Origin of the sequence: Aeromonas sp. S9(2024) (assembly GCF_041403185.1) — a bacterium.
GTDB classification, from domain to species: Bacteria; Pseudomonadota; Gammaproteobacteria; order Enterobacterales; family Aeromonadaceae; genus Aeromonas; species Aeromonas enteropelogenes.
This window is the reverse complement of the sequence record NZ_JBGLRE010000002.1, coordinates 313285-338436: the sequence shown is the minus strand read 5'-3', so window position 1 is coordinate 338436 and position 25152 is coordinate 313285. Positions and strand designations below refer to the sequence as shown.

Here is a 25152-nt window from a genome sequence, read left to right as displayed (position 1 = left end):
TTATGGGATTTGTCAGCGAGTGTCTGGAAATTGCACCGTCTTGCGAAGAGCGGATGCTGGGGCGTGAAGGTCTGCCCCTGCTCGGCGAGGCGGGCATCTTCCTGACCGGCTTGTCGGTGATCCGCGAACACTACCTTATTCGTCGCAACCGACCCGAGTTTCACATCCTGATGGTGAGCCACGACGAGGGGGGCGCACTGCTCACCGACGGGGGAGAGCAACCCATTCCAGCCGGGTCGCTAATCTTTTTGCCCGCAGCCGTGCCGGGCGGCCTCAAGCTGGTGGGCGAGCAGTGGCACACCAGCTGGATCCTGCTCGACGACGTGCCGCGCTGGCAGCATCTGCACCGGCTCGGTCATCGCATCTGGCAGGGGGATGGCGGAGAGCAGCTCCATCATCTGCTCAGCCTGATCCAGGGAGAGGGGGTCCGCTCGCCCTTGCAACCCCAACTGCTGAGCCTGTTGCTGGCGCTCTTGGAGCGTACCCTGCAGGGTGAGGTGCGTGGCACTCCCGAGATCCGGTTGCAGGCGCTGTTTCGCCGGGTGGAGGCGCATCTCGACGAGCCCTGGAGCGTGGTTCTACTCGCCGATCAGATGGCCTGCTCAGTACCCCATCTGCATCGCCTCTGTCGCCAGGTGTTCGGCATGGGGCCCATGGCCTGGCTCACCCAGCTACGGATGAACAAGGCGCGCCAGCTGCTGCTCTATACCAACTGGCCGCTGGCCGAGCTGGCCGGCCGGGTCGGTTACAGCGATGGCGCCAACTTTGCCAACCGCTTTCGCCGGCTGACCGGCCAGACACCGGGCGCCTTTCGTCGCCTGGGTCGCAAACCTTTTGCAACGGATGTGCAAACTCTTTGAAATTAACGGCGCAAGCCCATAGGATCGGCTGGCCCCAACGTTTAGGTACCAGACCCATGTTTGAAGATAATAATCAGAAACGTCCTCTCTACATTCCCTACGCCGGTCCGGCCCTGCTGGAGACCCCGCTGCTCAACAAGGGCAGTGCCTTCACCAGCGAAGAGCGCAGCAACTTCAACCTCGAAGGACTGCTGCCCCACAACATCGAGACCATCGAGGAGCAGGCGGAGCGGGCCTACCGTCAGTTCATGGCGTTTGGCAACGACATGGACAAGCACATCTACCTGCGCAACATCCAGGATACCAACGAGACCCTGTTCTACCGTCTGCTGCACAACCACCTGACCGAGATGCTGCCGGTTATCTATACCCCGACCGTGGGCAAGGCGTGCGAGGAGTTCTCCAACATCTATCGCCGCGCGCGCGGTCTGTTCATCTCCTATCCGGACAAGGACAGGATCGATGACATGCTGCAAAACGCCACCAAGCAGAACGTCAAGGTGATCGTGGTCACCGATGGCGAGCGGATCCTGGGTCTGGGGGATCAGGGGATCGGCGGCATGGGCATTCCCATCGGCAAGCTCTCCCTCTACACCGCCTGTGGCGGTATCTCGCCGGCCTACTGCTTGCCGGTGGTGCTGGACGTGGGCACCAACAACCAGCAACTGCTCAACGATCCCTTCTACATGGGCTGGCGCAATCCGCGTATCTCGGGTGAAGAGTACGCCGAGTTCGTCGATGCCTTCATCCAGGCGGTCAAGCGCCGCTGGCCGGAGATCCTGCTGCAGTTCGAGGACTTTGCCCAGAACAACGCCATGCCGCTGCTCAACCGCTACAAGAACGAGCTGTGCTGTTTCAACGATGACATCCAGGGCACCGCCGCCGTGACCCTGGGCAGCCTCATCGCCGCCTGCAAGGCCTCCGGTGCCAAGCTCTCCGAGAAACGGGTTGCCTTCCTCGGCGCCGGCAGCGCCGGTTGTGGCATCGCCGAGCAGATCGTGGCCCAGATGAAGGCCGAGGGGCTGACGGATGCGCAGGCGCGCGGCCGGGTTTTCATGGTGGATCGCTTCGGTCTCATCACCGACAAGATCCCGAACCAGCTTGACTTCCAGCGTCGTCTATCCCAACCGGTGGAACGCATTGCCGACTGGCCGGTGGGGGACAATATCTCCCTGCTGGAGGTGATGGAGCACGGTCGCCCGGACATCCTCATCGGGGTTTCCGGCCAGCCGGGGCTGTTCACCGAAGAGGTGGTGAAGACCATGCACAAGCACTGTGCCCGTCCCATCATCTTCCCGCTCTCCAACCCCACCTCCCGGGTTGAGGCGACCCCGGCGGATCTGATCCGCTGGACCGATGGTCAGGCCCTGGTAGCGACCGGCAGCCCGTTTGCACCGGTGGAGTACAAGGGCAAGCGCTACGTCATCGCCCAGTGCAACAACTCCTTCATCTTCCCGGGGATTGGCCTTGGCGTCATCGCCTCCGGTGCGACCCGGGTGACCGATGCCATGCTGATGTCGGCCAGCCGGGCGTTGGCCGAGTGCTCGCCGCTGGTGAAAGGGGAAGAGGGGTCACTGCTGCCGGATCTGGCGGACATTCACGAGGTCTCCCGTTACATCGCCAAGATGGTGGCCAAGACTGCCATGCTGCAGGGCAAGGCGGTGCAGACCCCGGACGAGGTGATCGATCAGGCCATCGAGGCCAACTTCTGGCACCCCGAGTACCGTCGCTATCGCCGGACCTCCTTCTGATCCGGTCGCGCGAGTAAAACAAAAGGGATGCAGCAGCATCCCTTTTTTGTGCACCTCTGTCATCGTGATGGCCTCATGAAGCGGGACTACTCACCGGCCTGCTGGATACCGGTCACCCGGATCTCGACCCGGCGATCCGGGGCCAGGCAATCGATCAGCGCGGCTCTGGCCTTGATGCCATCACACTGGCTGCCAGTGACCGGGTTGCTCTCGCCGTTGCCCTGAATACTGACCTGACCTGCGGGCAACCCCTTGTTAATCAAAAAGTTGGCGACCGTCGTTGCGCGCGCCTCCGACAGGGTCTGGTTGCTGGCATCCGAGCCTATCCGGTCGGTATAGCCCATCACCATGGCACTGCCGTCCTTGGGTTTAACGTCGACGATCTGCTGGTAGAGTGAATCGAGCGCCTGCATGCCTTCCGGTTTGAGGTCCGCCTTGCCAAAGGCAAACAGCACGTCCGAGCTCAGGTTGAAGGTTTGATCCACCGGCTCGGGCGCGGGCGGTGGTACTGGCACCACCATGGGAGCGGGTTCAGGTTCGACCGTTTTGCTGCGGTTGGGATGGATCACCAGCTCCAGGGTGGCTGCACTGATGTCACTGACCCAGCGTTGGGTGCCGCTGCCGACCTTGTCGTTGTCCGAATCATCCCCGACCCGCACCATATAGCGGTAGCGCGCCTGAATATCGATCCAGTCGTGCACTCTGGCGGTCAGCCCGAGCCCGGCCAGCGGGGCCAGGCTGTCATCCCCCCCGTTGATGGAGTTGACGTGGTAGATATAGCCACCCCCTTCCGCAAACACCGAGAAGATATCGTTGAGAGGCAAGCGGCCGATGACGGAGAGGGTCGCCCCCTTGCTGTTGAAGTCCGTGCCATTGATATCCCAGTCACCGGTGGAGAGGTAACCGAGTTCGGTGCCCAGGTTCTCGTTGAAGTTGTAGCCCCCGAACAGGGAGAGTGCGGTCGCGTTCTTGTCGGCATCCTGGCTGAAGTCATCCAGATCGTGGGCGATGGCGACGCCGCCACCGATCCCGCCGTACCAGTCGTTGGCATGGGCCGCCGAGGGCAGTGTCACGGCCAGCGCCACCGCGAGCCAGACGGGTTTGAGTGTCTTGTTCATCTTGTATCCTCATTTGTTGTTATCTGGGGCAGCCTTCCAGTTTTCAGGTAGTTGCCGCTCTTAGTTATAGGTGATACCGACTGTTTAACCAGTCAGGCACTGCGAGGGGGAACACTCATGGGGCAATGGGTGGCCGGGAGTGGCCGAATGGCGCGCAAAAAAAGAGGGAGCCCTTGCGGGCCCCCTCGGCTTGTATGCATCGGGTTGCGGGATTATTCGGTCACTTGCTGTACGCCGGTGACGCGTACTTCTACGCGACGATCCGGGGACAGGCAGGAGATCAGCTCGGCCTTGCCCTTGACGCCGTCACACTGGTTGCCGGTGACCGGGTTGGCTTCGCCACGACCTTCGATGGAGACCTTGCCAGCCGGCAGGCCCTTGCCGACCAGGAAGTCGGCCACGGTACGGGCACGGGCTTCGGACAGTTTCAGGTTGTAGGCATCAGAGCCGATGCGGTCGGTGTAACCGACGACCACGGCGCTGCCATCTTTCGGCTGCACGTCGACGATGTCCTGATACAGGGTGTTCAGCGCTGCGGCACCCTCCGGCTTGAGGGTAGATTTGCCAAAGGCAAACAGCACGTCAGAGCTCAGGGCGAAGTTCTTGTCGACAACGACCGGTGCGACAGGCTCGGGCTCGGGAGCGGGAACCGGTGCAACATAGGAGGTACGGTTCGGGTGCAGTACCAGTTCCAGGGTCGCCACGCTCATGTCGGTTTCCCAGGTCTTCGGCTCGTCGCCCAGGTTCCACAGATAGCGGTAACGGGCCTGCACGTCGACCAGGTCGGAGAGCTTGGCGGTCAGACCGATGCCGGCCAGCGGCGCAGTGCCGTTGTCACTGTCGCCATTGCCATTGCCGCTGACGTGGTTGAAGTAGGCACCACCTTCCGCAAACAGGGAGAAGACATCACCCATGGGCAGACGAGCAATACCGGACAGGGTGGCACCCTGGGTCTTGAAGTCGGCGCCATCGATGCCGCCCTTGCCGGCATAGAGATAGCCAAGCTCGGCACCAAAGTTCTCGGTGAAGTTGTAGCCGCCGAACAGACTCAGGGCCGTGGCGTCCTTGTCTACATCCAGACCCTGAACATTGTTGTCCAGATCGTGGGCATAGGCCCAGCCTGCACCGATACCGGTATACCAGTCACCAGCGGCTTGGGCAGTGGTACCGGTGGCCGCGATTGCCAGCGCAATCAGAGTGGGAGCCATTTTGATTTTCATCGTTTTATCCTCGTTGCGTGAGCCCCTTGAGGGCATTCTGTGCACTTGTTTTTATGGTGGCGAAAAAATTGCCAACAAGATGGATAGCAGATGGCTTCGGGACACTCATGATGCGTCTACATCATGGACAACAGGCCGGACAGAAGCGCTTTTTAGTGCTTATCCAATGCCTTAGAGGCTTAGCTACTTTATGCTTTTGAGGTAGTACAGGCAAGCTAAGAGTCAAATGTGACAGGGGGATGTCAGGAAGGAAGAGGAGATAAACAAATGGGGATGCTATTGCATCCCCATTTCGCACTTTATCTTGCGCAGTTCAGATTATTGCTGAACTTCTTGTACGCCAGATACGCGAACTTCTACACGACGGTCCGGGGCCAGGCAGGAGATCAGCTGAGCCTTGGCTTTCACGCCGTCACACTTGGTGCCGGTAACCGGGTCAGCTTCGCCACGACCTTCGATGGCAACCTTGCTGGCAGCCATACCCTTGCTTACCAGGAAGTTGGCAACGGTGCGGGCACGGGCTTCGGACAGTTTCTGGTTGTAAGCGTCGGAACCGATACGGTCGGTGTAACCAACGACAACAGCGCTGCCATCTTTCGGCTGGAATTCAACGATTTGCTGGTACAGAGCGTCCAGAGCCTGAGCACCTTCCGGCTTCAGGGTGTCTTTGCCGAAGGCAAACAGCACGTCGGAGTTCAGGGCGAAGCTCTTCTCGACAACTTGCGGAGCCGGAGCTTCTTCAACAACCGGAGCCGGAGCCGGTGCTACGTAGGAAGTACGGAACGGGTGGTATACGGCTTCCAGGGTAGCCACGCTCTGGTTGGACTTGTAGTGGGTGCCTTCTACGTTCAGGTCAGCCACGTCCCACATGTAGCGGTAGCGAGCTTGCAGATCCAGGGCGTCGTTGACTTTGTAAGTCACACCGGCACCGGCCAGCGGGGATACTTTGGTATCGCTGATGCCCAGACCATCGGTGTGAGCCCAGTAGGCGCCGCCTTCAGCGAACAGGGAGAAGTCGTTGCCCAGCGGCAGACGAGCGATACCGGACAGGGTGGCACCCTGGTTCTCGTAGCGCAGACCTTCGGTGTTGCCACGGCCAGCGTACTGATAGCCCAGCTCGGTACCGAAGTATTCGTTGAAGTTGTAACCCACGAATGCGTTGGCAGCAGCCGCGTCTTCTTCACCGTTGTTCACGCCTTCGATCTTGTTCAGACCGTTGAAGTGAGCAGCACCGACACCGGCACCGAAGTAGATGTCGTCAGCAGCGTGAGCAGCAGTAGCACCCATGGCAGCCATGGCGATGGCGATCAGGGAAGGAGCCATTTTCATCATAAAAAAATCCTCGTTGAGAGCGCACGTTATTCACATGCTTCGCACTTTGTCATTTATGTAAGCTGCAGGCTCCGCCGAACGGCTGGCGTCGAGTCTGGCAGATGACCCGGCAGATTCCGGGTCGCACACTCTCCTGGTGTGTCGAGCAACTTGGTCGGGCACGCAAAGGTGAAAACCGCGACCAAGCAGCAGGTGTCATTCCGATGACGAGGCGCACTCTATGCCGTTTTTAAAACATGATCAAGCTCACAAATGCACCGGATACAAAATTATCAGGAAGGGATAACTGGCTGTTTATGCTGATTAATTAGTGATCTAGGTAGGCACGGTGCAGCTTTTTTTCCAGTCTCATATAGGCCTGAACCCAGTCGGAATGCGGGTTGGCCTGATTTTCCCTGGCGGCAAAAACGGCGAGATAATCGGCCTCTGTTGCGCTTTGTAACAGCGGAATGAAGCTCGTCAGAAAATGACGCGCCAGATAAGGGTCCAGTGGCCAGATGTTGAGAATGGCACGAGCCACCGGTTGGACCGCCGCCGGACAGATGAAATGAAGGTGACCTGCCTCCAGCCAGGTGGCCATGTCCGGCATGCCGGAGACGGGGACCAGGCCGCCATCGCCAGGGGTCACGGCCAGCCCGAGAACCTGACCGTTGCGGGTGAGCAGACGACCATGACTGTCCTGGCCACCATCGTGGCTACGCAGGGAAAGGGTCGGTTCATCCTGTTCCAGATAGAGGCTGCATTTGTCTGACAGCTGGGCCAGTACCTCGTTGGCATGATGCTGCAATGCCGAAGGGAGCCAGAAGGCTTCGGCGCGATACTGTTCACCCTGGGTCAGTTGTTGTTGCAGTTGGGATACGTTCGGGACGGTGTGCAGGCGGGAAATAATGCCGGGAAACGCCATACTAATTCCTCTTTATGGGTAGCTGGCGAATTATACGAGCAATTCTGTTGCCAACAATAAGGGTTTCTTTTCGAGACTGTTTACCTGAGGCGGCTGAGCGATTACCATCCCCGTTGATAGCAAGGGTTGTCGCCGAAAGGCGCTCATAAAGATAGAGACTCGACCATAACGAGTCCGTACAAAACTGATACACTTGACTACGAGTCGTCGCGAAAAATAAAAGGCGGAGTACATCCGCCAAACGGAGTATGGAACAATATGAATTCAAATATCGTCACTGTTGGCAAGAAGATCCGTCAGATCCGTGAAGCAGTCGGTTTGAGCCGTCCTAAATTTGCTGATTTGCTGGGTGTTCCCCCCACAACCCTGAAGAACTACGAGCTGGGTTATCGTGAAGTTGGTGGCGCCTTCCTGGTTGCCCTGGCTCACCACCCCGAGCTGCACAAGTTCACCCTCTGGCTGCTGGCTGACAAAAAAGTCGCCGAAATCGGCCAGATCGGACCGGACGACCTCGCCAAGGCGTGAGTGTCACTGTGACAGAAAATGCCGCCATCGGGCGGCATTTTTTTGTCTGGAAAACAGGGTTGATAACCGGATGTAGCGCAAATCGTGCTCCAGATAGCGCTTTCCCCTGAAAAATATTGGCAATCAATTACAAACCTCAGAAACTTCCTACCCTTTAATCCGCTACCCCGCATGATGCGACAGAGAGTGAGACAATAATGAGTCAAACCACCCCCAAGGCCAGAGACGGCTTTACCAGCAAATTCGGCGTGCTGGCCGCGACCTTAGGCTCCGCCGTTGGTCTCGGCAATATCTGGAAATTCCCCTACCTGACCGGTGAAAATGGTGGCGCCGGTTTTCTGCTGGTGTATGTGATCGCCACTCTGCTGGTGGGGCTGCCGGTGATGATCTCCGAGATCATGCTGGGTCGCAAAGGCAAGTCAGATGCGGTCAGCACCCTGACCAAACTGGCTCCCAAAGGGCAACCCTGGTGGCTGATCGCGGCCATGGGCGTGCTGGCCGCCTTCCTTATCATGTCGTTCTACTCCGAAGTGGCGGCCTGGGTCTTTGCCTACATCTTCAAGGCGATCGACGGCTCCATCCTCTCGACCAACCCGGAAGTCACCGGCGCGGCGTTTACGGCGCTCATCACCAATCCGCTGCAGAGTTTGCTGTGGCAGTGGCTGGTGCTGATCCTGATGGGGGGCATACTGCTGATGGGGGTCTCCAAGGGGATTGAGGCGGTGACCAAGAAGCTGATGCCGGTGCTCTTCATCCTGCTGCTGGTGATCGGCATTCGCAGCCTGACTTTGCCGGGGGCGAGCGAAGGACTCTCCTTCCTGTTCTCTCCGGACTTTTCCAAGATCACCGGTGCCGTGGTGCTGACCGCCATGGGGCTGGCCTTCTTCAAGCTCTCCATCGGCATGGGCACCATGATGACCTATGGCAGCTACTTTCGGGCGGATCAGAACATCCCCGCGACCGCGTTTCGGGTGATGTGCGCCGATCTGTTCGTCTCCATGCTGGCCGGCATCGCCATCTTCCCTGCGGTGTTTGCCTTCGGTTTCGAGCCGACCGCCGGCCCTTCTCTCCTGTTCATCACTATTCCGGCAGTCTTTGCCAGCATCCCGTTTGGCCATCTGTTCATGGTGCTCTTCTTCGTGCTCTCCGCCATTGCGGCCACCGGCGCCATGCTCTCCATCCTGGAGGTGCCGGTCTCGGTGCTTTCCGAGCGCTTTGGCATGAGCCGCCGCCGGGCCACCCTGATCAACTTGCTGGTGCTGGGGGCGGTGGGGTCCACCTGCGCGCTCTCCAACAGCACCATGGCGGACGTGCAGATCGCCGGCAAAACCTTCTTCGATCTGTTCGACTACCTCTCCTCCAACGTCTTGATGCCGCTGGGTGGCATCTTCCTCTGCCTGTTCGTCGGCTGGGTGTGGGGCGAGGAGCGGATGAGAGAGGCACTGACCAATGGTGGCGAGCTGGCGTTGCCCATCCTCAAGCCGCTTTTCTTTATCATCCGTTACGTATCGCCGTTGCTGATCCTGATCGTGATGCTCAAGGGGCTGGGACTCTTCTAGGTTTCGCTGAGCCGAATAGCAAAAGAGCGCCGCAAGGCGCTCTTTCTGTTTTGCTTGTGTGTTGGAGGATGATTAGAGCACCCCGAGTCGCCCCAGTTCGTCCTTGAGCTGATCCAGGCTGCGCTCGACGCAGGCCTCCCCTTCGTTGATGGCATCGACGGCGCGATGAAAATCCATGATGGAGAAGCTGCCAAGGCGCGGGCAGAGCTGGATCTCCGGCGGATCCCCCGCCATCCGGGCCCGGGTGATGCGCTCCTGCATGATGTTGATGGAGCCCGTCATCACGCTCCACATGCCCGGGGTGGCGGGTGTGCTCTCGCCCCGGTTGAGCCACTGGCTGAGCAGGCCGCCGTTGCTGACCTGATCCGGCTGGTCGGTCCAGGGTTGGTGCATATCGGTGTTGAGGTTGACCGCGATCACCACCTCGGCCCCCATTGCGCGCGCCAGGGAGATGGGCACGGGGTTGACCACGGCGCCATCCACCAGCCAGTGATCGTTGACCCGGGTCGGGGTCAGGATCCCCGGCATGCCGCAGGAGGCGCGCACCGCCTGGCGTAGCGACCCCTGCTGCAGCCAGACCTCGCGGCCGGTATCGAGTTCGGTGGCGACGCAGGCGAAGGGGAGGGGAAGGTCTTCCAGATCCGGGTTGCCCAGATAGTTGGCGGCGATGCCAAACACCTTCTCGCCGCGAAACAGGCCGCCGGAGAGGGCGGGATCGAGCAGGCTCACCACCTGCAGCCGGGTAAAGTCGCGCACCCAGGCCTCCAGCCGATCCAGCTCGCCGGCGGCGTAGGCTCCCCCCACAAAGCTGCCGATGGAGCAACCTGCGATGAGATCCGGCTTGATGCCGAGGCGTTCAAGGGCACGGATGACGCCGATATGGGCCCATCCTCTGGCGGCTCCGCTTCCCAGCGCGAGCCCTATGCGGGGTTTTCGTGGCACGACTTTCCTCCTGAAAGGGGTTGGAACACCAGCTTACTCCGTGTGTTCGCAGGCGTCACTCTGCCATCTTTCACTGCGGTTGCGACCGTTGGCCTTGGCCTGATAGAGCGCCACATCGGCGCGGCGCACGGCCTCGTGGTGGGGGATATCCTCGCAACAGGCGTGGTGGCCCAGACTGATGGTGACGGCAAGACCGGGAGCGATGGCGCCCCAGTCATGCCCGGCGACGACGGCGCGCAGGCGCTCGGCCACCTCGGTGAGCAGGGCACCGTCGCTTTGGGCGATCAGCACCAGAAACTCCTCGCCGCCCCAACGGATCAGGCAATCCTCGCGCCTGAGCTGCCCCTGGCACAGTCGCACCAGGTGGATCAGCACGGCGTCGCCGACACCATGACCGAAGGTGTCGTTGACCCGTTTGAAGTGATCCGCATCGAACATCAGAAAACCGGTCTGCTGCGCCGGCGTCAGGGTGTTTTGCTGCTCCAGCTGCGCCAGGTAATGACGGTTGAAGGCCCCGGTCAGATTGTCGTGGCAGGAGAGGTAGTTGAGTCGCTGGTTGAGCCGCCTGGCCCTGAGATTGGAGAGCGCAGCCAGTAGCATGAAGAGGATGGCCAGCAGGGTGGGGCCCGACTGACAGATCATGGCCTGCAGCAGGGGCCAGAGGGAAATGGTGTGGATCAGCCGCAAGGGGGTGTCCGGAATGGCCAGGATCAGGCGCAAGGTGCCCTGCTGCCACAGGTAGCTCGAGGAGGGTGTCAGATCGGCGGGCGCGACCGCGTTTGCCGCGCTGCTGGCCAGCACCTGGCGATACTGGTTGATCAGCATGTAGTCCCCGAGTTCCGGGATCAGCTCGTCAAGCTGCTGATGCAAGCGCGAGAGCTGGATATCCATGCTGAACATCCCCACCAGATGACCATCCTGATAGAGAGGGCGTGACAATGTGATGAGCTGGCCTGTCCCTGCGAGGTCGTTGAACGGGCGCGAGATAATGGTGCCCCGCTCCGGGTTGTTGGCTGCCAGGGCATCCTGCCAATAGGTGCTCTGGTAGAGCGAGGGAGAGAAGCGAAACCGGCTGGAGGGGACCCAGGGATAGAGATAGATAAAGTGGTCCACTCCGGTGAAGTAGACCCAGGCTATCTCATTGTCAAACTCCCGGCTCGCGGTGGAAAGCAGGGGGGAGAGACTCAGGGCCAGATGCAGTCTGGCTTCCCGTTTGCTCCCCGGTGGTGGCAAGGGACCTGCGCCGGTCAGGTTGCCTACCAGCTTCCGGGGCAACTCGAGTGGTTGATGGTCAAGCGCCAACCCCTGGTCCGGTAGTGCTTCGATATGGTGATAGAGCTGGCGGGTCAGAGCCGACTGGGGTGTGCTGCGCAGCCGCTCCTCGGCCTGGCCGTGCATCGCCTCCAGAAACACCTGGCTCTGCCTGAATTGATCCCGCAGATGGATGGCACTGTTGAGGGTATCGCTCTGGTAGACATCCTCTATCTGCCTGAGCGACTGGCGCAGAGCCAGGATGATGAGCAATGCGGCCAGCGCCAGCAACGGCCAGGTGAAAGGGGAGAAGAAGCGGCGATCAAACAACGTCGATAGGAACAAGGTGTCCACACCTGTTGGTAATGGAGAGCCTCCATTTTATGCCAATCTGTTGAGGAATTAATCATTTAATCACCAACACGATGATCTTCCTCCCTTTTTGTTACGTTTTGTCACATTTGCTCATAGTCACGGCATAGTCAGGGGCTAAAATGGCCCCTATCCGGAATCTCTTTCCTTCTACTCTCCATGGATCGTTCGATGAAAATGCGTATCTGGCTCAGCCTGGGACTTCTTTGTGTCGTGGTGGCCGCCGTCTGGGCGTATCGCCACAGTGAGCCTGCCGCCAAGGCACCCGCCAGACAAATCAATATCCGTACCCAGACCGTGACCCAGAGTCTGGCGGAGCCGACCCTCAAGCTGGTGGGCAAGCTCACCGCCAACCGCTCCGTCATCATCAGCCCGGAGGTCACGGGTCGCATCGTCAACATAGCGGTGCAATCGGGCCAGACGGTGGCCAGGGGCGAGACCCTGATCGCGCTGGACTCGGGCAAGCAGCAGGCGGAACTGGCCGAGCAGAGCGCGAGCCTGCGCGACGAGACCCGCAAACTGAATGAGATGCGCAAACTGGTGGCCCGCGGCGCCGTGACCCAGTCCGAGCTGGAGGGGCAGCAGGCCGCCGTCGATCAGGCGAAGGCGCGGCTCGATGCCGCCCGTTACGAGCTATCCCTTCGTACCCTGCAGGCCCCGTTTGCGGGCCGGGTGAGCCTTATCGATCTCAGCGAAGGGGCCCTGGTCAACAGCGGCGACAACCTGCTTCATCTGGATGAAGTGGACAAGCTGCGCCTCGATCTGGCGGTGCCGGAGCGCTACCTCTCCCTGCTACACCCCGGCATGGCAGTGACCGCCACCAGCAGCGCCTGGCCGGATCAGCACTTTGCCGGCACCCTCACCACCCTGGACAGCCGGGTTTCCAATGACAGCCAGAACATCAAGGCGCGGGTGATGATCCCCAACGCCAATGGCCAGCTGCGCCCCGGTATGCTGCTCAATGTGGTGCTGGCCCTGCCGGCCCGCCAGCTGACCCTGATCCCCGCCCAGTCGGTGGAGTACGTGGGTGAGCAGCGCTTCGTCTATCGTCTCGAGGCCGATGGCCGGGTCAAGCGGATACCCGTGGTGCTGGGTGAAACCGAAGGGGAGACCGTCTGGGTCACCGAGGGGCTCAAGATCGGCGATCGCATCGTGGTCGAAGGGTTGGTCAACCTGCGCGATGGGGTGCTGGTGCACGATCTGGCGGAGGTCAACGGCTGATGTGGCTCTCGGATATTTCGGTCCGCCGCCCGCTGGTGGCGGTGGTGCTCAGCGCCTTGCTCACTGTGTTCGGCCTGGTGGCGTTTTCCAAATTGACGGTGCGGGAGATGCCGGACGTGCAGACCCCGTCCGTCTCCATCACCACCACCTATGAGGGGGCGGCCCCCTCGGTGATGGAGAGCCAGGTCACCAAGCCCATCGAGGATCAGCTCTCCGGCATCAGTGGCATCAAGAACATCAACTCGGTGACCCGCAAGGGGCGCTCCATGATCACCGTCGAGTTCAAGCTCGGCTGGAACATGGTGGAGGGGATCTCGGACGTGCGCGATGCCCTTTCCCGCGCCCGTCCCCGGCTGCCCGATGAGGTAGACGAACCCCTGGTGACCAAGGACAGCGGCAACGGCGACGTGGCGGTCTGGCTCAACTTCAGCAGCAGCCAGATGGACCGCACCGCCATGACCGACTACGCCAACCGGATCCTGGTCGATCCCTTGAGCCTGGTGGACGGGGTGAGCGAGGTGATGCTCTCCGGCGATCTCACCCAGGTGATGTATGTGCGGCTGCGCCCCGCCGACATGGCGGCCCGCGGCATCACGGTGGCAGACGTGGAGGATGCCCTCAAGCGGGAAAACATAGAGCTGCCCGGCGGGGAAATTCGCAACAACAGCATGACCATGTCGGTGCAGATTGCCCGTCTCTACCACAGCGCCGAGGATTTCCAGAACCTGCAGATCACCACCGCCAGCAACGGCCAGAGCATCTATCTGGCGGATATCGCCGATGTCGAAGTGGGGGCCAAGAACGAAGACAGCGCCTACCAGCGCAATGGCCGCGAGAGTCTGGGGATCGGCATAGTCGCCCAATCTACTGCCAACCCGCTGGCGGTGGCGCAAGGCATAGAGAAAAAGCTGGGCGAAATGCAGCGTTTTTTGCCGGAAGGGGCCGTGCTTGAGGTGGACTATGACTCCACCATCTTCATCAAGCAGGCTATTGACGAGGTGTACGAGACCCTGGCCATCTGCGCCGTGCTGGTGGTGGCCGTGCTCTATCTCTTCCTCGGCCAGGGGCGCACCACTCTCATTCCGGCGGTGACGGTACCCGTGTCGCTCATCTCGGCCTTTATCGGCGCCTGGTATTTCGGGTTTTCCATCAACCTCATCACTCTGCTGGCCCTCATTCTCGCCATCGGTCTGGTGGTGGATGACGCCATCGTGGTGGTGGAGAACATCCACCACCACTTGCAACGCGGGGAATCTCCCTTGCTGGCCGCCTGGCACGGTACCCGCGAGGTGGGCTTTGCGGTCATCGCCACCACCGCCGTGCTGGTGATGGTGTTCGTGCCCATCGCCTTTATGGATGGCATGGTGGGCAGGCTCTTTACCGAGTTTGCCATCCTCCTGTCGCTCGCCGTGCTCTGCTCTTCCCTGGTGGCGCTCACCCTGACCCCGGCCATGGGCTCCTGGCTGATGCGTCCGCTGGATAGACCCAACGCCCTGACCGCGGCCCTCGATCGCGGCCTCGGCTGGGTGGAGGGGCACTATCGCACCCTGCTTGGCGCCGTGCTGCGCCGCTCCCGCTGGACGCCGCTGGTGCTGCTGCTCTGCCTGGGTGGCATCGGCGCCCTGTTCCAGCAGCTGCCCACCAGCCTGACCCCGACCGAGGACAGGGGCGTGGTCTATGTGTTCGTCAAGGGGGCAGAGGGGACCAGTATCGAGCGGATGAAGCGCAACATGCAGCAGGTGGAGGCGGCCATCATGCCGATGCTGGGCAAGGGGCTGGTGCAGGCCATGAGCTTCAGCACCCCGGCCTTTGGTCGTGGCGGCGATCAGACCGGCATGGTGATCATCCAGCTCGCCGACTGGGCCGAGCGCGACGTCACCGCCACCGAGTTCTCCCGCTCCCTGGGGGGCAAGCTGGCGGGCATTCCCGACGTGATGATCCGCACCTTCCAGCCGGGTTTTCGCGGCGGCTCCACCGCGCCGGTGCAGTTCGTGCTGCAGGGCAACGACTACGACGAGCTCTACCAGCAGGGTCTGGCGCTGCAACAGGCCGCCCAGGGCAGCGGCTTGATGCTGACGCCGGATCTCGACTACGCCGAGAAGACCCCGGAGCTGCGCGTGACCATAGATCGCGACAGCGCCAGCCAGCTTGGCATTCCGGTCTCCACCGTGGCGAGCACCTTGCAGGCCTTGCTGGGCGGGGTGAGCAAGACCACCTATGTGGACCGGGGCGAGGAGTATGACGTCTACCTGCGGGGCAACCAGCAGGAGTTCAACGGCGTCTCGGATCTTGGCCGCATCTATCTCAAGGCCGCGAACGGCGAGATGGTGAGCCTCTCGACCCTGGCTACCGTCAAGCAGGTGGCCACCGCCAACCGCCTCAACCACTACCAGCGGCAAAAGGCGATCACCCTGACCGCGGACGTGCACCCGGATCACACCCTGGGGGAGGCCCTCGACTTTCTCGATGGCTGGGCCAACACCCACCTGCCCACCGGCATGACGGTGGATTACGCCGGCGACTCCAAGGATTATCGCGACAATCAGGGGGAGATGGCGCTGGTGTTCGGCCTCGCCCTGCTGGTGGTCTATCTGGTGCTGGTGGCCCAGTTCGAGAGCACCCTGACCCCGGCGGTGGTGATGATGACGGTGCCGCTGGGTATCTTTGGCGGCCTGCTCGGGCTCTGGCTGACGGGGCAGGAGATGAGCATCTATAGCCAGATCGGCATGATCATGCTGATCGGCATGGTGACCAAGAACGGTATCCTCATCGTCGAGTTCATCAACCAACTGCGCCAGCGCGGCGAGTCGTTCGAGCAGGCGATCATCGCAGGCTCGGTGCGCCGCCTGCGCCCCATACTGATGACCTCCCTCACCGCCATTATCGGCGCCGTGCCCCTGATGCTCTCTATGGGGGCGGGCTACGAGAGCCGGATGGCGGTGGGGACCGTGGTCTTCTTCGGCCTCTCCCTGGCGACCCTGGTCACCATGCTGGTGGTGCCCGCGATCTATCACCTGATCGCCCGCCACGCCGGCATGACGGGGGCGCGGGATCGCCAGGTGGACGAGGCGCTGACTGCCAGGGGGGCAGGGGATCAGCAACCCCCGGCTGCATAAGTTGCCAGCATTCATCATCACAAGGGCGCCTGCGGGCGCCCTTTTTTATCGTGGAGACCCTTATCCCGCGCGACTTATGGGGGCAAAAAGCCATCGCTCCGATCAAGCGCAATCGGTATAATGCGCGACCCGAATTGTTCCAGGTGGTTAAAATGCAGCCGGTACCCAACCTTTTCTCCTATCCCCGCTACTGGGCCGAGTGCTACGGCACGGCGCCCTTCCTGCCCATGTCCCGCAAAGAGATGGACAAGCTGGGCTGGGACAGCTGCGACGTCATCCTGGTAACCGGCGATGCCTACGTGGATCACCCGAGTTTCGGCATGGCGGTGATTGGCCGCATGCTCGAATCCCAGGGCTTTCGGGTCGGCATCATCGCCCAGCCGGACTGGTCATCCAAAGATGACTTTATGCGTCTGGGCAAACCCAACCTCTTCTTCGGGGTGACCGCGGGCAACATGGACTCCATGATCAACCGCTACACCTCCGACAAGAAGCTGCGCCACGACGACGCCTACACCCCGGGGGATGTGGGCGGCAAGCGCCCCGATCGCGCCACTCTGGTCTATACCCAGCGCTGCAAGGAGGCCTTCAAGGAGGTCCCGGTGGTCATCGGCGGCATCGAGGCGTCGCTGCGTCGCATCGCCCACTACGACTACTGGTCCGAGACCATCCGCCGCTCCATCCTGCTCGATGCCAAGGCCGATATCCTGATCTACGGCAACGCCGAGCGCCCGCTGGTGGAAGTCGCTCACCGCATTGCGGCGGGGGAGACCATCGACACCATGCAGGACATTCGCGGCACCGCCGTCATTCGCCGCGAGCCGCTGCCGGGCTGGCGCGGGGTGGATTCGAGCAAGCTCGACCAGATTGGCCGCATCGACCCCATCCCCAATCCCTATATGGAAGGGGCTCCCTGCAGCGACGACGAGGGCACAGCGCCGAGTGAACAGGAGGCCAAGCCCATCCTGGTGCAGCCCCCCAAGCAAAAGCCGTGGGAGAAGACCTACGTCAAGCTGCCGGCGTTCGAGCGGGTGAAAGAGGACAAGGTGCTCTACGCCCATGCGTCGCGCATCCTGCACCACGAGACCAACCCGGGCTGCGCCCGTGCGCTCTCCCAGGCCCACGGCGATCGCATCGTCTGGGTCAACCCGCCCGCCTTTCCGCTCGAAACCGACGAGATGGATGGCGTATTCGGCCTGCCCTACCAGCGGGTGCCGCATCCGGCCTATGGCAACGCGAAGATCCCGGCCTTCGACATGATCAAGACCTCGGTCAACATCATGCGCGGTTGCTTCGGCGGCTGCTCCTTCTGTTCCATCACCGAGCACGAAGGGCGCATCATCCAGAGCCGCTCGGAAGAGTCGATCTTGAAAGAAATCGAAGATATCCGCGACAAGGTGCCGGGCTTTACCGGCGTCATCTCGGATCTCGGCGGCCCCACCGCCAACATGTACAAGCTGCGTTGCAAGAGCCCCAAGGCCGAGCAGACCTGCCGTCGTGCCTCCTGTGTCTGGCCCACCATCTGCCCGCACATGGACACCGACCACAGCCCGACCATCAACCTCTATCGCAAGGCGCGTGACTTGAAGGGCATCAAGAAGATCCTGATTGCCTCCGGGGTGCGTTACGACATCGCGGTGGAAGATCCCCGCTATATCAAGGAGCTGGCCAAGTACCACGTGGGCGGCTACCTCAAGATTGCGCCGGAGCACACCGAGGAGGGGCCCCTCTCCAAGATGATGAAGCCGGGCATGGGCAGCTACTACCAGTTCAAGGAGCTGTTCGACAAATACTCGAAAGAGGCGGGCAAGCAGCAGTACCTGATCCCCTACTTTATCTCGGCCCACCCGGGCACCACGGATGAAGACATGATCAACCTGGCGCTCTGGGTCAAAGAGAACCGCTTCAAGCTCGATCAGGTGCAAAACTTCTACCCGTCGCCGCTCGCCAACGCCACCACCATGTATTACACGGAGAAAAACCCGTTAAACAAGGTGAGCCGCGAGGGGGGCGATGTGTTTGTCGCCAAGGGCGAGCGCCGTCGCCGCCTGCACAAGGCGCTGCTGCGCTACCACGACCCCGCTGGTTGGCCGATGATCCGCGAAGCCCTGCTCGCCATGGGCAAGGGCCACCTGATTGGCAATGGCCCCGGCTGTCTGGTGCCGCCAGAAGGTCGCAACGAACGCGCCGCCACTGGCAAGGGGATGAAACCGGCCCTGACTCGCCATAGCAATATCAGCCACCAGCGTGGCAATGGCGCAGGCAACAAGGCTGCGGGCCAGAGCAACGGCCAGAACGCTAGCGCCAGCACCAACAAGAGCGGCAAAGGCAATGGCAAGCCGCTGGGCTCCGAGCTCAAGCTGGGTAAAGGGAACGGCAAGCCCGCCGCGCAAGGCGCAGGTCAGAATGCAGGCAAGAGCAAACCGACCGGCAAACCCGCCCATAAGGGCAAGGCGCCGACCCGTGCCGGCTCTGCCAAACCCGCCGCTCAGGGCGGCAAGCCTGCGGCCAAAGGAAATGGTGCCAAGCGACCGGCGCGGTGAGTTTTTCTGATTGGAGAGCGATAGAAATAGAAAGGCGACCAGATGGTTGCCTTTCTATTTCTAGTTGTGGTGCATGTAGCTAAACACATACTCAATTTAGAATTTGCATCACAACTTTATCTCTAGTATCAAAATTAAAATTCAATATAATCAAATCCATCAACAACAATGGTTCAGAGTTGTATGTATTAAATGTATCATGACGCACAACATCATGAAATTTATGGTTTTTTGGTTGACTCAAATAGCTCTCTCAGTCAAAATCTAGGCATTATGTCTACGTGTAGAACAGAGTTAGTTCTACTGCGCAATTAGAGATACCAATCAAGATATTGAACATAAGAGTTTTTACGATGGACATGGCGCTATTGACGGGGACTGTTGGGGTTCCATTGATGATTGCAGTATTGAACTTTGTTGTTAGATATCTAGGCAAACTGGGCATATCGCCTAGCTCTGATCTACTTCTCGTTTTGCTTTGCCTCGATATGGCAAATCTGGTTAGCATGGATTTTTTTGCAAAGGCAGTACAGTCTGATTTTGTCAAGGCAAATCTGCAACCAGTAGTTATGTTGCTGGCTTTTTCCACCCTTATCCTTTGGATAGTCAACATTTGGGGCATAGAGCGTAAGTATCAAGACTGTGTTGCAACATCTAGCCATGGCTCTGCACCTTTGCCTTGGCAGGTAGATTGCAAAAAAATGTTGCTTTTAGGAGCATCTTTCCTTCTTTCAGTGTTAGTCTTTGGTGTGCATATTTTCGCAATTCTATACAAAAGTGTGGGGGGGTGAATAAATGGCTGACTTTATTATAACGATGTTAAAAGTCTCGTTTATTAACATCTTTGCTGGTGTTATAGTTTTTTATTTTATTGTGAAAGTAACGTATTTTTATGAAAATAGAAAGTTGGAGCTTCATGAAAGCTTACGACAATCGCATATTTATAAAGGTGTTAATTTTATCGAAATTGACATGGAACATTTTATTGACCTTAAAAAAGAACCGGAACCTATAAAAGAATGTATTCTTGACATTAAATATAGCTTTGAAAATATCAACATAATTCATGATGTTGATAGTTTTGTATACGTAAAAGCAAAGAATAGTAAACGTTCTATCCGTAAATACTCTAAAAGTAGATATGTACGTATACCTAAAAAAACAAGCGCTCATATCGAGCTTGCTAAAAGTAAAAATTCGCCCAATGTGCCAATTTTTGATTATATGGCAGGGGCTCTTGCTCCAGATGTAACCTACTCTAGGTTTTTAGCTACTAATTGTGCTTAATTATGGCACTAGTCTTTTATTGATTTTATAGGAGGCAATATGACATCACCATTAATAGACCATGTCAGCCTGTTCATATGTGATGACATAAGAAAGGAAGCTAATAATAAACTTTCGTTGCTTGGCATTTATCTTGATAAAGTTATTTCAGCTCCAATTAATGTTGATAAAATAATTCCGTCTTTGTGTTTCGTTGTTTCTTTGACCAGCGCACCAGGAAATTACGATATCTCTTTTGAAATTATTGCTGATGGCATCACTCCTAAAATTGCATTTACATCACCAAAAGAAACTCTAGAAATAAAAGGTAATGACACAAATGGAATGTTTGCTGCTAGGCTTGGCAATATTAAAGTGTTAGATGATAATATATCAGAGCATATATTTAAGCTCAAAGTAAACAAAGAGGAATATTCCTTTCGTTTTAAATTAGTTTTTTCGTGAGGGATGTTAAGTGGTTAAATCTGGGACACCCACCGTTCTGGAGGAAGTCTAACGCCACCAAATATCATGCACCATCTATAGATAACAGCAGCCAAGATGTTCCATTTGCCCGCGCTGGCAGCAACCCATCGCAGTCCAACAGGTTCCAGACAGCTATGGTATACCAAACGAAACTGCCTCGGCGAGTCGTAAAGTGATGTAACCATCAGAAAAAACGCGTTTTTTGACCGCTATCAAACTCTTCTTGCTCTGCGACCTTGCCGCCAACCGGACAGTGATCGGGCGCGGGCTGCTGACCATCCTGCGGCCATGACCGGGTGCTGGCACCCCTCAAATTGTTTTACTGGTGCAACGCATAAGCGAGCAGCTGTTGCGCAGGTGGAACAATTAAGGGGGGGGCGGGCTGGGCAACAGGGGCGGGGATGGACAGGCAGCCCCGCCGATTTGAACGATGGCATGGCCGACAAGGTTGCAAGCGGGCGAGTTACTCGATACGCACCACATCAGGATGAGCGGCGCTGGCGGCTTCATGATAGATATCGTCAAGCCAGCGCGGGACCTCATCCTCGGTCAGAAAGTCGGGAATAATCACATCGCGGATGCGCGAGTATTTACGCTCGGGCAGGCTGACGTTAAACAGCAGCCACTGCTCACCCTCCCGTTTTACGCCAACCAGTCGGCCAAAGACGCTGAATATCATCATGCCGTGCTCCTTCCCGTGCTGTTGCCTTGCCGCGCGCTGCTCTTCCTTTCTAATACGAAATCCGGGACACCTGCCAGTGTGAGCAAGGCATAACGCTACCGCCCCCATGGATACCTGCTTCCAAGATTCCTGCTTCCAAAATGCTCCCTTGACCCGCGAGGGCCGCAACCCATCGCAGTTCAACAGGTTCTGAGTGGCCATAGTAAGCCAAACGAAACTGTCGAGGTGAGCCTTAACCTGATGTAACCATCAGAAACAACGCGTTTTATGACCGCTATCAAACTCTTCTTGCTCTGCGACCTTGCGCTAACCGGACAGTGATCGGGCACTGGCTGCTGGCCATCAGGCGGCTGTGGCTTGGCGCTGGATATCCTCAGATTGCAATGCATAAGCGATCAGTTGTTGCGTAGGTGGAATAATCAAGGTGCGGTGTGGGTACGCTAACAGAGGTGTGGAGGGGAGAGTTGTTCCTCCGAGCAGGAGCAAATCAGGGATTACCTTTTTAACAGTAATTTCTGACTAAAGCTCATTTCTTTCAAGGAGTTTTAGCAGTATGAGCTATGGCTATTTTTAGTTTTAAACATGGATAGTATGAATCCAGCTTTGTTTATTTCTGTTGAAGGTAGTTTATTTACAGACGATTTCTCGGCTTAATACATTGTAGGGAATACTTATGTCTACGCCTTTGTAATATGCAGGAGAGGTGTATGTATCCATCTTGTTATCATCGATGTATTTAAATCCAGCGCTCCCGCATAATGATGCTGCTTTTTCATCGACTTTATCTATCATCGACTTTGCAGAGGCAAAGATATTACCTGATGTTTCTACTTGATAATGGCCAGGACTAAGTTCTACAGAGCGAGCCGGAAACATTTGGGCACAGCCAAAGGTAAATATTGCCGGTAGTAAAAACAAGTGTTTGATCGTAATTGATTTAGCTACAGAATTCATATTAACTTTTCCTCTTTGGTTTATTAATAAATTCAGGAAAGGCTGGGCTACAGCATTTTGGATTGTTCTCTAGAACTGCTGGTTTGCCTTGTCGCGTTATCTATCAGAACAACAAAATCTGGGATATTAACCTTTTGAGCGAGGATTAACGCTACCAAATCTCACGCTACCGCCCGTGGATTACAGCTTCCAAAATGCTCACTTAACCAGCAGGGTAGTTACCCATTACTGATTAATAGGCACCATATGGGGATGTTAAGCCAAGCGAGGTTGCTGATGCGAGCACAAAAGTGATGTAACCATCAGAAAAGCCTCGTTTTTTGAGCTGAATCATCAAAGCGCTTGGAAGCAATCGATAAAGGCAGCCAGGCGGGGGCAGTTTTGCTATCTTGGCGGCCGATTAGCAGGGGAAGGCTGATGGCGTCTCCGAGCGCATCACAGATCCGATACGGCACAGGAGTAGTGAGATGGCAGTAAAAAGCAAATCCAGAAGCGAGAAGATCGGTAGCGGGCTTGGGCTGGTGCTCGGGATTATCGGCTTCAATATGCTGGTGCCCGTGCTGTTCGGGCCGCAGGCCGGGTTTGAGCTGGTTCCGATGATCCTGGCCATGGTCAGTGCCGTGGTTGGCTCCGAACTGGGAGCCATGATTGGCAAGCGGATCGATGCCGGCAAGCAGGCGAAGCCATAAGCCATCACCACAGAGCAACTAATCAGGGCGACAGAGGTCGCCCTGATTAGTTATGGCCATCGCGCTACCCGCGCCTTTGGCACAGGCGCTGGCTTATACCCTCAGTGGCAAGGGCGTGCTACCTTGCCCACCACAGTGTTGATGACAAGGAGTTGCAATGCGCATTGCCCTGATTGGTCTTGGCGATATCGCCCAGAAAGCCTATCTGCCGCTGCTCGCGAGCGACGAGCGGATCACCCCGCTGCTCTGCACCCGCAATCCGGCGGTGCTGGAGAAGCTGGCCCGCCAGTACCGGGTCGCCGAGTGCTTTACCGAGGTGACGGCCCTGCTGGCCAGCCGTCCCGACGCAGTGATGATCCACGCCGCTACCGCCGTGCATAGCGAGATTGCCCAGCAGTGCCTGCGTGCCGGCATTCCCACCTTTGTCGACAAACCCTTGTGCGACAATCTGGCTGACGCCGAGGGGCTCGCCAATCTGGCCATCGCGCAAAACTGTGCGTTGTTTACCGGCTTTAACCGCCGCTATCTGCCGGCCATGGCGGCCGCTCGCACCCAGCCTCTGACCGAACTCAACTGGCAAAAACACAGATTCGCCCTGCCCGGGCGGGCACGGGATTTTCTGTTCGACGACTTTATCCATGTGCTCGACAGCCTCTGCTTCTATGGCGGCGTGCCGGATGGAGATCTCCATGCCGTGCTAAGACGCAGCCCAACCGATGCCAGCCTGCTGGCCGGGATGAGCGTGGCCTGGCAAAGCGGCGATCGCGCCATCAGCGGCAGCATGAACCGCAGCGCCGGCATCACCGAGGAGCGTATCGACGCTTACGGCGACAACTTGTCGCTTCATCTGGAAAACTGCACCCGCGGCATCGTCGCCCGCGACCAGACGGCGCAGGCGCTGGTGCCAAACGACTGGCAGCCGGTGCTGGCCCAGCGGGGCTTTGCCGCCATGCTGGAACACTGGTATCAGCAAATTGAGAAGGGCCGTGCCGATGACGAGCTGATCGCCTCCTACCTGCAGGGCCACCGGCTGGCGGAGCAGCTGGTCGCCCTGGCGGGGGAGTAAGGCGCCTCAATCCGGTGCAAATGATGGTGTCGTTCATACTTGGGCTGCCTGCGGGCAGCTTTTTTATTGGGCGCCCGGCGGCCTATCACCACGCAATGAAAGGGAGAGAAGGGATGAAAGGGATCTGTGCACTGATGGCGGCACTGCTGGCCGCCCCGATCTGGGCCGCCAGCATGACCTATCAGGTCGCCGGCAGCGACTATGAAGGCTACCAGACCAAGGGGCGTGACGGGGGGCCGATTATTTTGCTGATCCACGACTGGGACGGCCTCACCGATTACGAGATAAAGCGCAGCGAGATGCTGGGCAAGCTCGGCTACAACGTCTTCGCGGTCGATCTGTTTGGCAAGGGAGTCAGGCCCGCGACGATCGAGGCGCGCCGTGAGGCAACCGGGGCCCTCTATCAGGATCGCGCCCGCATGCGCCAGCTGCTGGACGGCGGACTCACGGCGGCCAGGCAGGCGCTGGGGGAGGGGCCCGTGGTGGTGCTGGGTTACTGCTTTGGCGGCGCTGCGGCCCTTGAGATGGCGCGAAGCGGCAGCCCGCTGGCCGGGGTGGTGAGCGTGCATGGCGGTCTGGCCACGCCGCCGGATCAGGATTACGGCAAGACCCGGGCCGCGTTGCTTATCCAGCATGGCTCGGCGGATGCGTCCGTCTCGCTGCAGGAGTTTGCGAGCCTGGCCGAGCAGCTGGAAAAGGCAGGGGTGCGCCACGAGATGACCAGCTACAGCGGGGCGCCCCACGCTTTTAGCGTGTTTGGCGGAGAGCGCTATCACCAGGAGGCGGATGCCAAATCCTGGCAGCGGCTGGTCGGCTGGCTAGAAGAGGTGACGGGGCGCGCCGGCTGAGATGAAAACAGGCGGCAGGGTTGCCCCTGCCGCCTGTCGCTATTCCCCAGGCCGCCCGTCGTGGGGCCTGCACATCAGGGGATCAGATGCATTTTACTGGCTTGGGCAGGCCGCCAATCTTGGTTGCCTGCTTGGCGGGTCCTTCCGGGAACAGCTTGTAAAGGTAGCGGCTGTTGCCCTTCTCGGGGCCGTATTGTTTTTCCATCGCCTTGACCAGCGCGCGGATGGCCGGGGAGGTGTTGAACTCCAGATAGAAGGCGCGCACGAAGCGCACCACTTCCCAGTGCGGCTCCTCCAGCACGATTCCCTCCTGCGCAGCCAACACCAGCGCCAGCTCCTCGCTCCAGTCGTTGCTGTTGAGCAGGTAGCCCTTGGCATCGGTCTCGATGAGTTGGCCGTTGAATTCCAGCTGATGTTTGTCGGCAGACATGGGGGCTCCTCGCTAAT

The 25152-nt window shown here is 58.7% G+C and carries 22 protein-coding genes; 13 read left to right on the top strand and 9 right to left on the bottom strand.

The annotated features are described in order from the left end of the window. The first annotated feature begins 2 nt into the window (after nt 1-2). The gene (locus ACB028_RS04800) at nt 3-860 is read left to right on the top strand and encodes an AraC family transcriptional regulator (RefSeq protein WP_042027790.1); all 858 of its coding nucleotides are present in this window, start codon (nt 3-5) and stop codon (nt 858-860) included. 56 nt (nt 861-916) lie between these two features. After that, entirely contained in the window at nt 917-2611 is a 1695-nt protein-coding gene (locus ACB028_RS04795) for an NAD-dependent malic enzyme (RefSeq protein ID WP_042027788.1), read from the top strand. Nucleotides 2612-2697: 86 nt separating this feature from the next. Here the strand turns inward: ACB028_RS04795 and ACB028_RS04790 are convergent, their stop codons facing one another. The 4 genes from ACB028_RS04790 to ACB028_RS04775 form a co-directional block, all read right to left on the bottom strand. Continuing rightward, nucleotides 2698-3729 (bottom strand): OmpA family protein, encoded by a 1032-nt coding sequence (locus ACB028_RS04790; protein WP_371143649.1) that lies wholly within the window; start codon nt 3727-3729, stop codon nt 2698-2700. Between the two features lie 212 nt (nt 3730-3941). Beyond that, nucleotides 3942-4949: a porin OmpA gene (ompA, locus tag ACB028_RS04785; RefSeq protein ID WP_042027786.1), complete on the bottom strand. Its 1008-nt coding sequence runs from the start codon at nt 4947-4949 to the stop codon at nt 3942-3944. 318 nt (nt 4950-5267) lie between these two features. Then, nucleotides 5268-6281, bottom strand: a complete 1014-nt coding sequence (ompA, locus tag ACB028_RS04780) for a porin OmpA (RefSeq protein WP_042027784.1) — start codon at nt 6279-6281, stop codon at nt 5268-5270. Between the two features lie 307 nt (nt 6282-6588). Next, the gene (locus tag ACB028_RS04775; protein ID WP_042027783.1) at nt 6589-7185 is read right to left on the bottom strand and encodes a hypothetical protein; all 597 of its coding nucleotides are present in this window, start codon (nt 7183-7185) and stop codon (nt 6589-6591) included. 258 nt (nt 7186-7443) lie between these two features. On the opposite strand from ACB028_RS04775, the gene ACB028_RS04770 reads away from it, so the two are divergent. Further along, entirely contained in the window at nt 7444-7710 is a 267-nt protein-coding gene (locus ACB028_RS04770; protein ID WP_026456659.1) for a DNA-binding transcriptional regulator, read from the top strand. A 197-nt stretch (nt 7711-7907) separates the two neighbouring features. Continuing rightward, nucleotides 7908-9269, top strand: coding sequence for a sodium-dependent transporter (locus ACB028_RS04765; RefSeq protein ID WP_201940862.1), 1362 nt, complete (start codon nt 7908-7910; stop codon nt 9267-9269). Nucleotides 9270-9341: 72 nt separating this feature from the next. Here ACB028_RS04765 and rssA read toward each other — a convergent pair whose 3' ends face one another. Both rssA and ACB028_RS04755 read right to left on the bottom strand, forming a co-directional pair. Next, nucleotides 9342-10211: a patatin-like phospholipase RssA gene (gene rssA / locus ACB028_RS04760; RefSeq protein WP_042027780.1), complete on the bottom strand. Its 870-nt coding sequence runs from the start codon at nt 10209-10211 to the stop codon at nt 9342-9344. A 33-nt stretch (nt 10212-10244) separates the two neighbouring features. Beyond that, a complete protein-coding gene (locus ACB028_RS04755; protein WP_371143648.1) occupies nt 10245-11807 on the bottom strand; it encodes a diguanylate cyclase in 1563 nt (520 codons plus the stop codon). Between the two features lie 198 nt (nt 11808-12005). Here ACB028_RS04755 and ACB028_RS04750 point away from each other — a divergent pair, with 198 nt between their 5' ends. From ACB028_RS04750 to ACB028_RS04725, 6 genes are all read left to right on the top strand, one after another. Continuing rightward, a complete protein-coding gene (locus tag ACB028_RS04750) occupies nt 12006-13055 on the top strand; it encodes an efflux RND transporter periplasmic adaptor subunit (RefSeq protein ID WP_042073041.1) in 1050 nt (349 codons plus the stop codon). Then, nucleotides 13055-16171: an efflux RND transporter permease subunit gene (locus tag ACB028_RS04745; RefSeq protein WP_371143647.1), complete on the top strand. Its 3117-nt coding sequence runs from the start codon at nt 13055-13057 to the stop codon at nt 16169-16171. Before ACB028_RS04750 ends, ACB028_RS04745 begins: the two co-directional genes overlap by 1 nt. A 152-nt stretch (nt 16172-16323) precedes the next feature. Next, the gene (locus tag ACB028_RS04740; RefSeq protein ID WP_371143646.1) at nt 16324-18714 is read left to right on the top strand and encodes a YgiQ family radical SAM protein; all 2391 of its coding nucleotides are present in this window, start codon (nt 16324-16326) and stop codon (nt 18712-18714) included. 353 nt (nt 18715-19067) lie between these two features. Then, nucleotides 19068-19505, top strand: coding sequence for a hypothetical protein (locus ACB028_RS04735; RefSeq protein ID WP_371143645.1), 438 nt, complete (start codon nt 19068-19070; stop codon nt 19503-19505). Nucleotides 19506-19509: 4 nt separating this feature from the next. Next, the gene (locus tag ACB028_RS04730; protein WP_371143644.1) at nt 19510-20001 is read left to right on the top strand and encodes a hypothetical protein; all 492 of its coding nucleotides are present in this window, start codon (nt 19510-19512) and stop codon (nt 19999-20001) included. Between the two features lie 39 nt (nt 20002-20040). Next, a complete protein-coding gene (locus ACB028_RS04725; RefSeq protein WP_371143643.1) occupies nt 20041-20445 on the top strand; it encodes a hypothetical protein in 405 nt (134 codons plus the stop codon). Nucleotides 20446-20929: 484 nt separating this feature from the next. On the opposite strand, the gene ACB028_RS04720 is transcribed toward ACB028_RS04725, so the two are convergent. Both ACB028_RS04720 and ACB028_RS04715 read right to left on the bottom strand, forming a co-directional pair. Then, nucleotides 20930-21148, bottom strand: a complete 219-nt coding sequence (locus ACB028_RS04720) for a hypothetical protein (RefSeq protein WP_371143642.1) — start codon at nt 21146-21148, stop codon at nt 20930-20932. A gap of 627 nt (nt 21149-21775) precedes the next feature. After that, complete coding sequence (locus ACB028_RS04715; RefSeq protein WP_371143641.1) at nt 21776-22102, bottom strand: hypothetical protein; 327 nt, start codon at nt 22100-22102, stop codon at nt 21776-21778. A gap of 467 nt (nt 22103-22569) precedes the next feature. Here ACB028_RS04715 and ACB028_RS04710 point away from each other — a divergent pair, with 467 nt between their 5' ends. The 3 genes from ACB028_RS04710 (at nt 22570) to ACB028_RS04700 (ending at nt 24705) form a co-directional block, all read left to right on the top strand. Then, complete coding sequence (locus tag ACB028_RS04710; RefSeq protein WP_371143640.1) at nt 22570-22791, top strand: hypothetical protein; 222 nt, start codon at nt 22570-22572, stop codon at nt 22789-22791. Nucleotides 22792-22948: 157 nt separating this feature from the next. After that, nucleotides 22949-23857, top strand: a complete 909-nt coding sequence (locus tag ACB028_RS04705; protein ID WP_371143639.1) for a Gfo/Idh/MocA family protein — start codon at nt 22949-22951, stop codon at nt 23855-23857. Between the two features lie 113 nt (nt 23858-23970). Continuing rightward, on the top strand, nt 23971-24705 hold the full coding sequence (locus ACB028_RS04700) for a dienelactone hydrolase family protein (protein WP_371143638.1): 735 nt from the start codon (nt 23971-23973) through the stop codon (nt 24703-24705). Nucleotides 24706-24787: 82 nt separating this feature from the next. Here ACB028_RS04700 and ACB028_RS04695 read toward each other — a convergent pair whose 3' ends face one another. Continuing rightward, nucleotides 24788-25135 carry a TusE/DsrC/DsvC family sulfur relay protein gene (locus tag ACB028_RS04695; RefSeq protein WP_042027767.1) on the bottom strand — a complete coding sequence of 116 codons (348 nt, stop codon included), beginning with the start codon at nt 25133-25135 and terminating at the stop codon, nt 24788-24790. Nucleotides 25136-25152 lie beyond the last annotated feature (17 nt).

Bases quoted from the DNA above. Each gene is read 5' to 3' on its own strand.
- ACB028_RS04800 (WP_042027790.1), top strand. From the start codon at position 3: ATGGGATTTGTCAGCGAGTGTCTGGAAATTGCACCGTCTTGCGAAGAG.
- ACB028_RS04795 (WP_042027788.1), top strand. From the start codon at position 917: ATGTTTGAAGATAATAATCAGAAACGTCCTCTCTACATTCCCTACGCC.
- ACB028_RS04790 (WP_371143649.1), bottom strand. From the start codon at position 3,729: ATGAACAAGACACTCAAACCCGTCTGGCTCGCGGTGGCGCTGGCCGTG.
- ompA (WP_042027786.1), bottom strand. From the start codon at position 4,949: ATGAAAATCAAAATGGCTCCCACTCTGATTGCGCTGGCAATCGCGGCC.
- ompA (WP_042027784.1), bottom strand. From the start codon at position 6,281: ATGATGAAAATGGCTCCTTCCCTGATCGCCATCGCCATGGCTGCCATG.
- ACB028_RS04775 (WP_042027783.1), bottom strand. From the start codon at position 7,185: ATGGCGTTTCCCGGCATTATTTCCCGCCTGCACACCGTCCCGAACGTA.
- ACB028_RS04770 (WP_026456659.1), top strand. From the start codon at position 7,444: ATGAATTCAAATATCGTCACTGTTGGCAAGAAGATCCGTCAGATCCGT.
- ACB028_RS04765 (WP_201940862.1), top strand. From the start codon at position 7,908: ATGAGTCAAACCACCCCCAAGGCCAGAGACGGCTTTACCAGCAAATTC.
- ACB028_RS04750 (WP_042073041.1), top strand. From the start codon at position 12,006: ATGAAAATGCGTATCTGGCTCAGCCTGGGACTTCTTTGTGTCGTGGTG.
- ACB028_RS04745 (WP_371143647.1), top strand. From the start codon at position 13,055: ATGTGGCTCTCGGATATTTCGGTCCGCCGCCCGCTGGTGGCGGTGGTG.
- ACB028_RS04740 (WP_371143646.1), top strand. From the start codon at position 16,324: ATGCAGCCGGTACCCAACCTTTTCTCCTATCCCCGCTACTGGGCCGAG.
- ACB028_RS04735 (WP_371143645.1), top strand. From the start codon at position 19,068: ATGGACATGGCGCTATTGACGGGGACTGTTGGGGTTCCATTGATGATT.
- ACB028_RS04730 (WP_371143644.1), top strand. From the start codon at position 19,510: ATGGCTGACTTTATTATAACGATGTTAAAAGTCTCGTTTATTAACATC.
- ACB028_RS04725 (WP_371143643.1), top strand. From the start codon at position 20,041: ATGACATCACCATTAATAGACCATGTCAGCCTGTTCATATGTGATGAC.
- ACB028_RS04720 (WP_371143642.1), bottom strand. From the start codon at position 21,148: ATGATGATATTCAGCGTCTTTGGCCGACTGGTTGGCGTAAAACGGGAG.
- ACB028_RS04715 (WP_371143641.1), bottom strand. From the start codon at position 22,102: ATGAATTCTGTAGCTAAATCAATTACGATCAAACACTTGTTTTTACTA.
- ACB028_RS04710 (WP_371143640.1), top strand. From the start codon at position 22,570: ATGGCAGTAAAAAGCAAATCCAGAAGCGAGAAGATCGGTAGCGGGCTT.
- ACB028_RS04705 (WP_371143639.1), top strand. From the start codon at position 22,949: ATGCGCATTGCCCTGATTGGTCTTGGCGATATCGCCCAGAAAGCCTAT.
- ACB028_RS04700 (WP_371143638.1), top strand. From the start codon at position 23,971: ATGAAAGGGATCTGTGCACTGATGGCGGCACTGCTGGCCGCCCCGATC.
- ACB028_RS04695 (WP_042027767.1), bottom strand. From the start codon at position 25,135: ATGTCTGCCGACAAACATCAGCTGGAATTCAACGGCCAACTCATCGAG.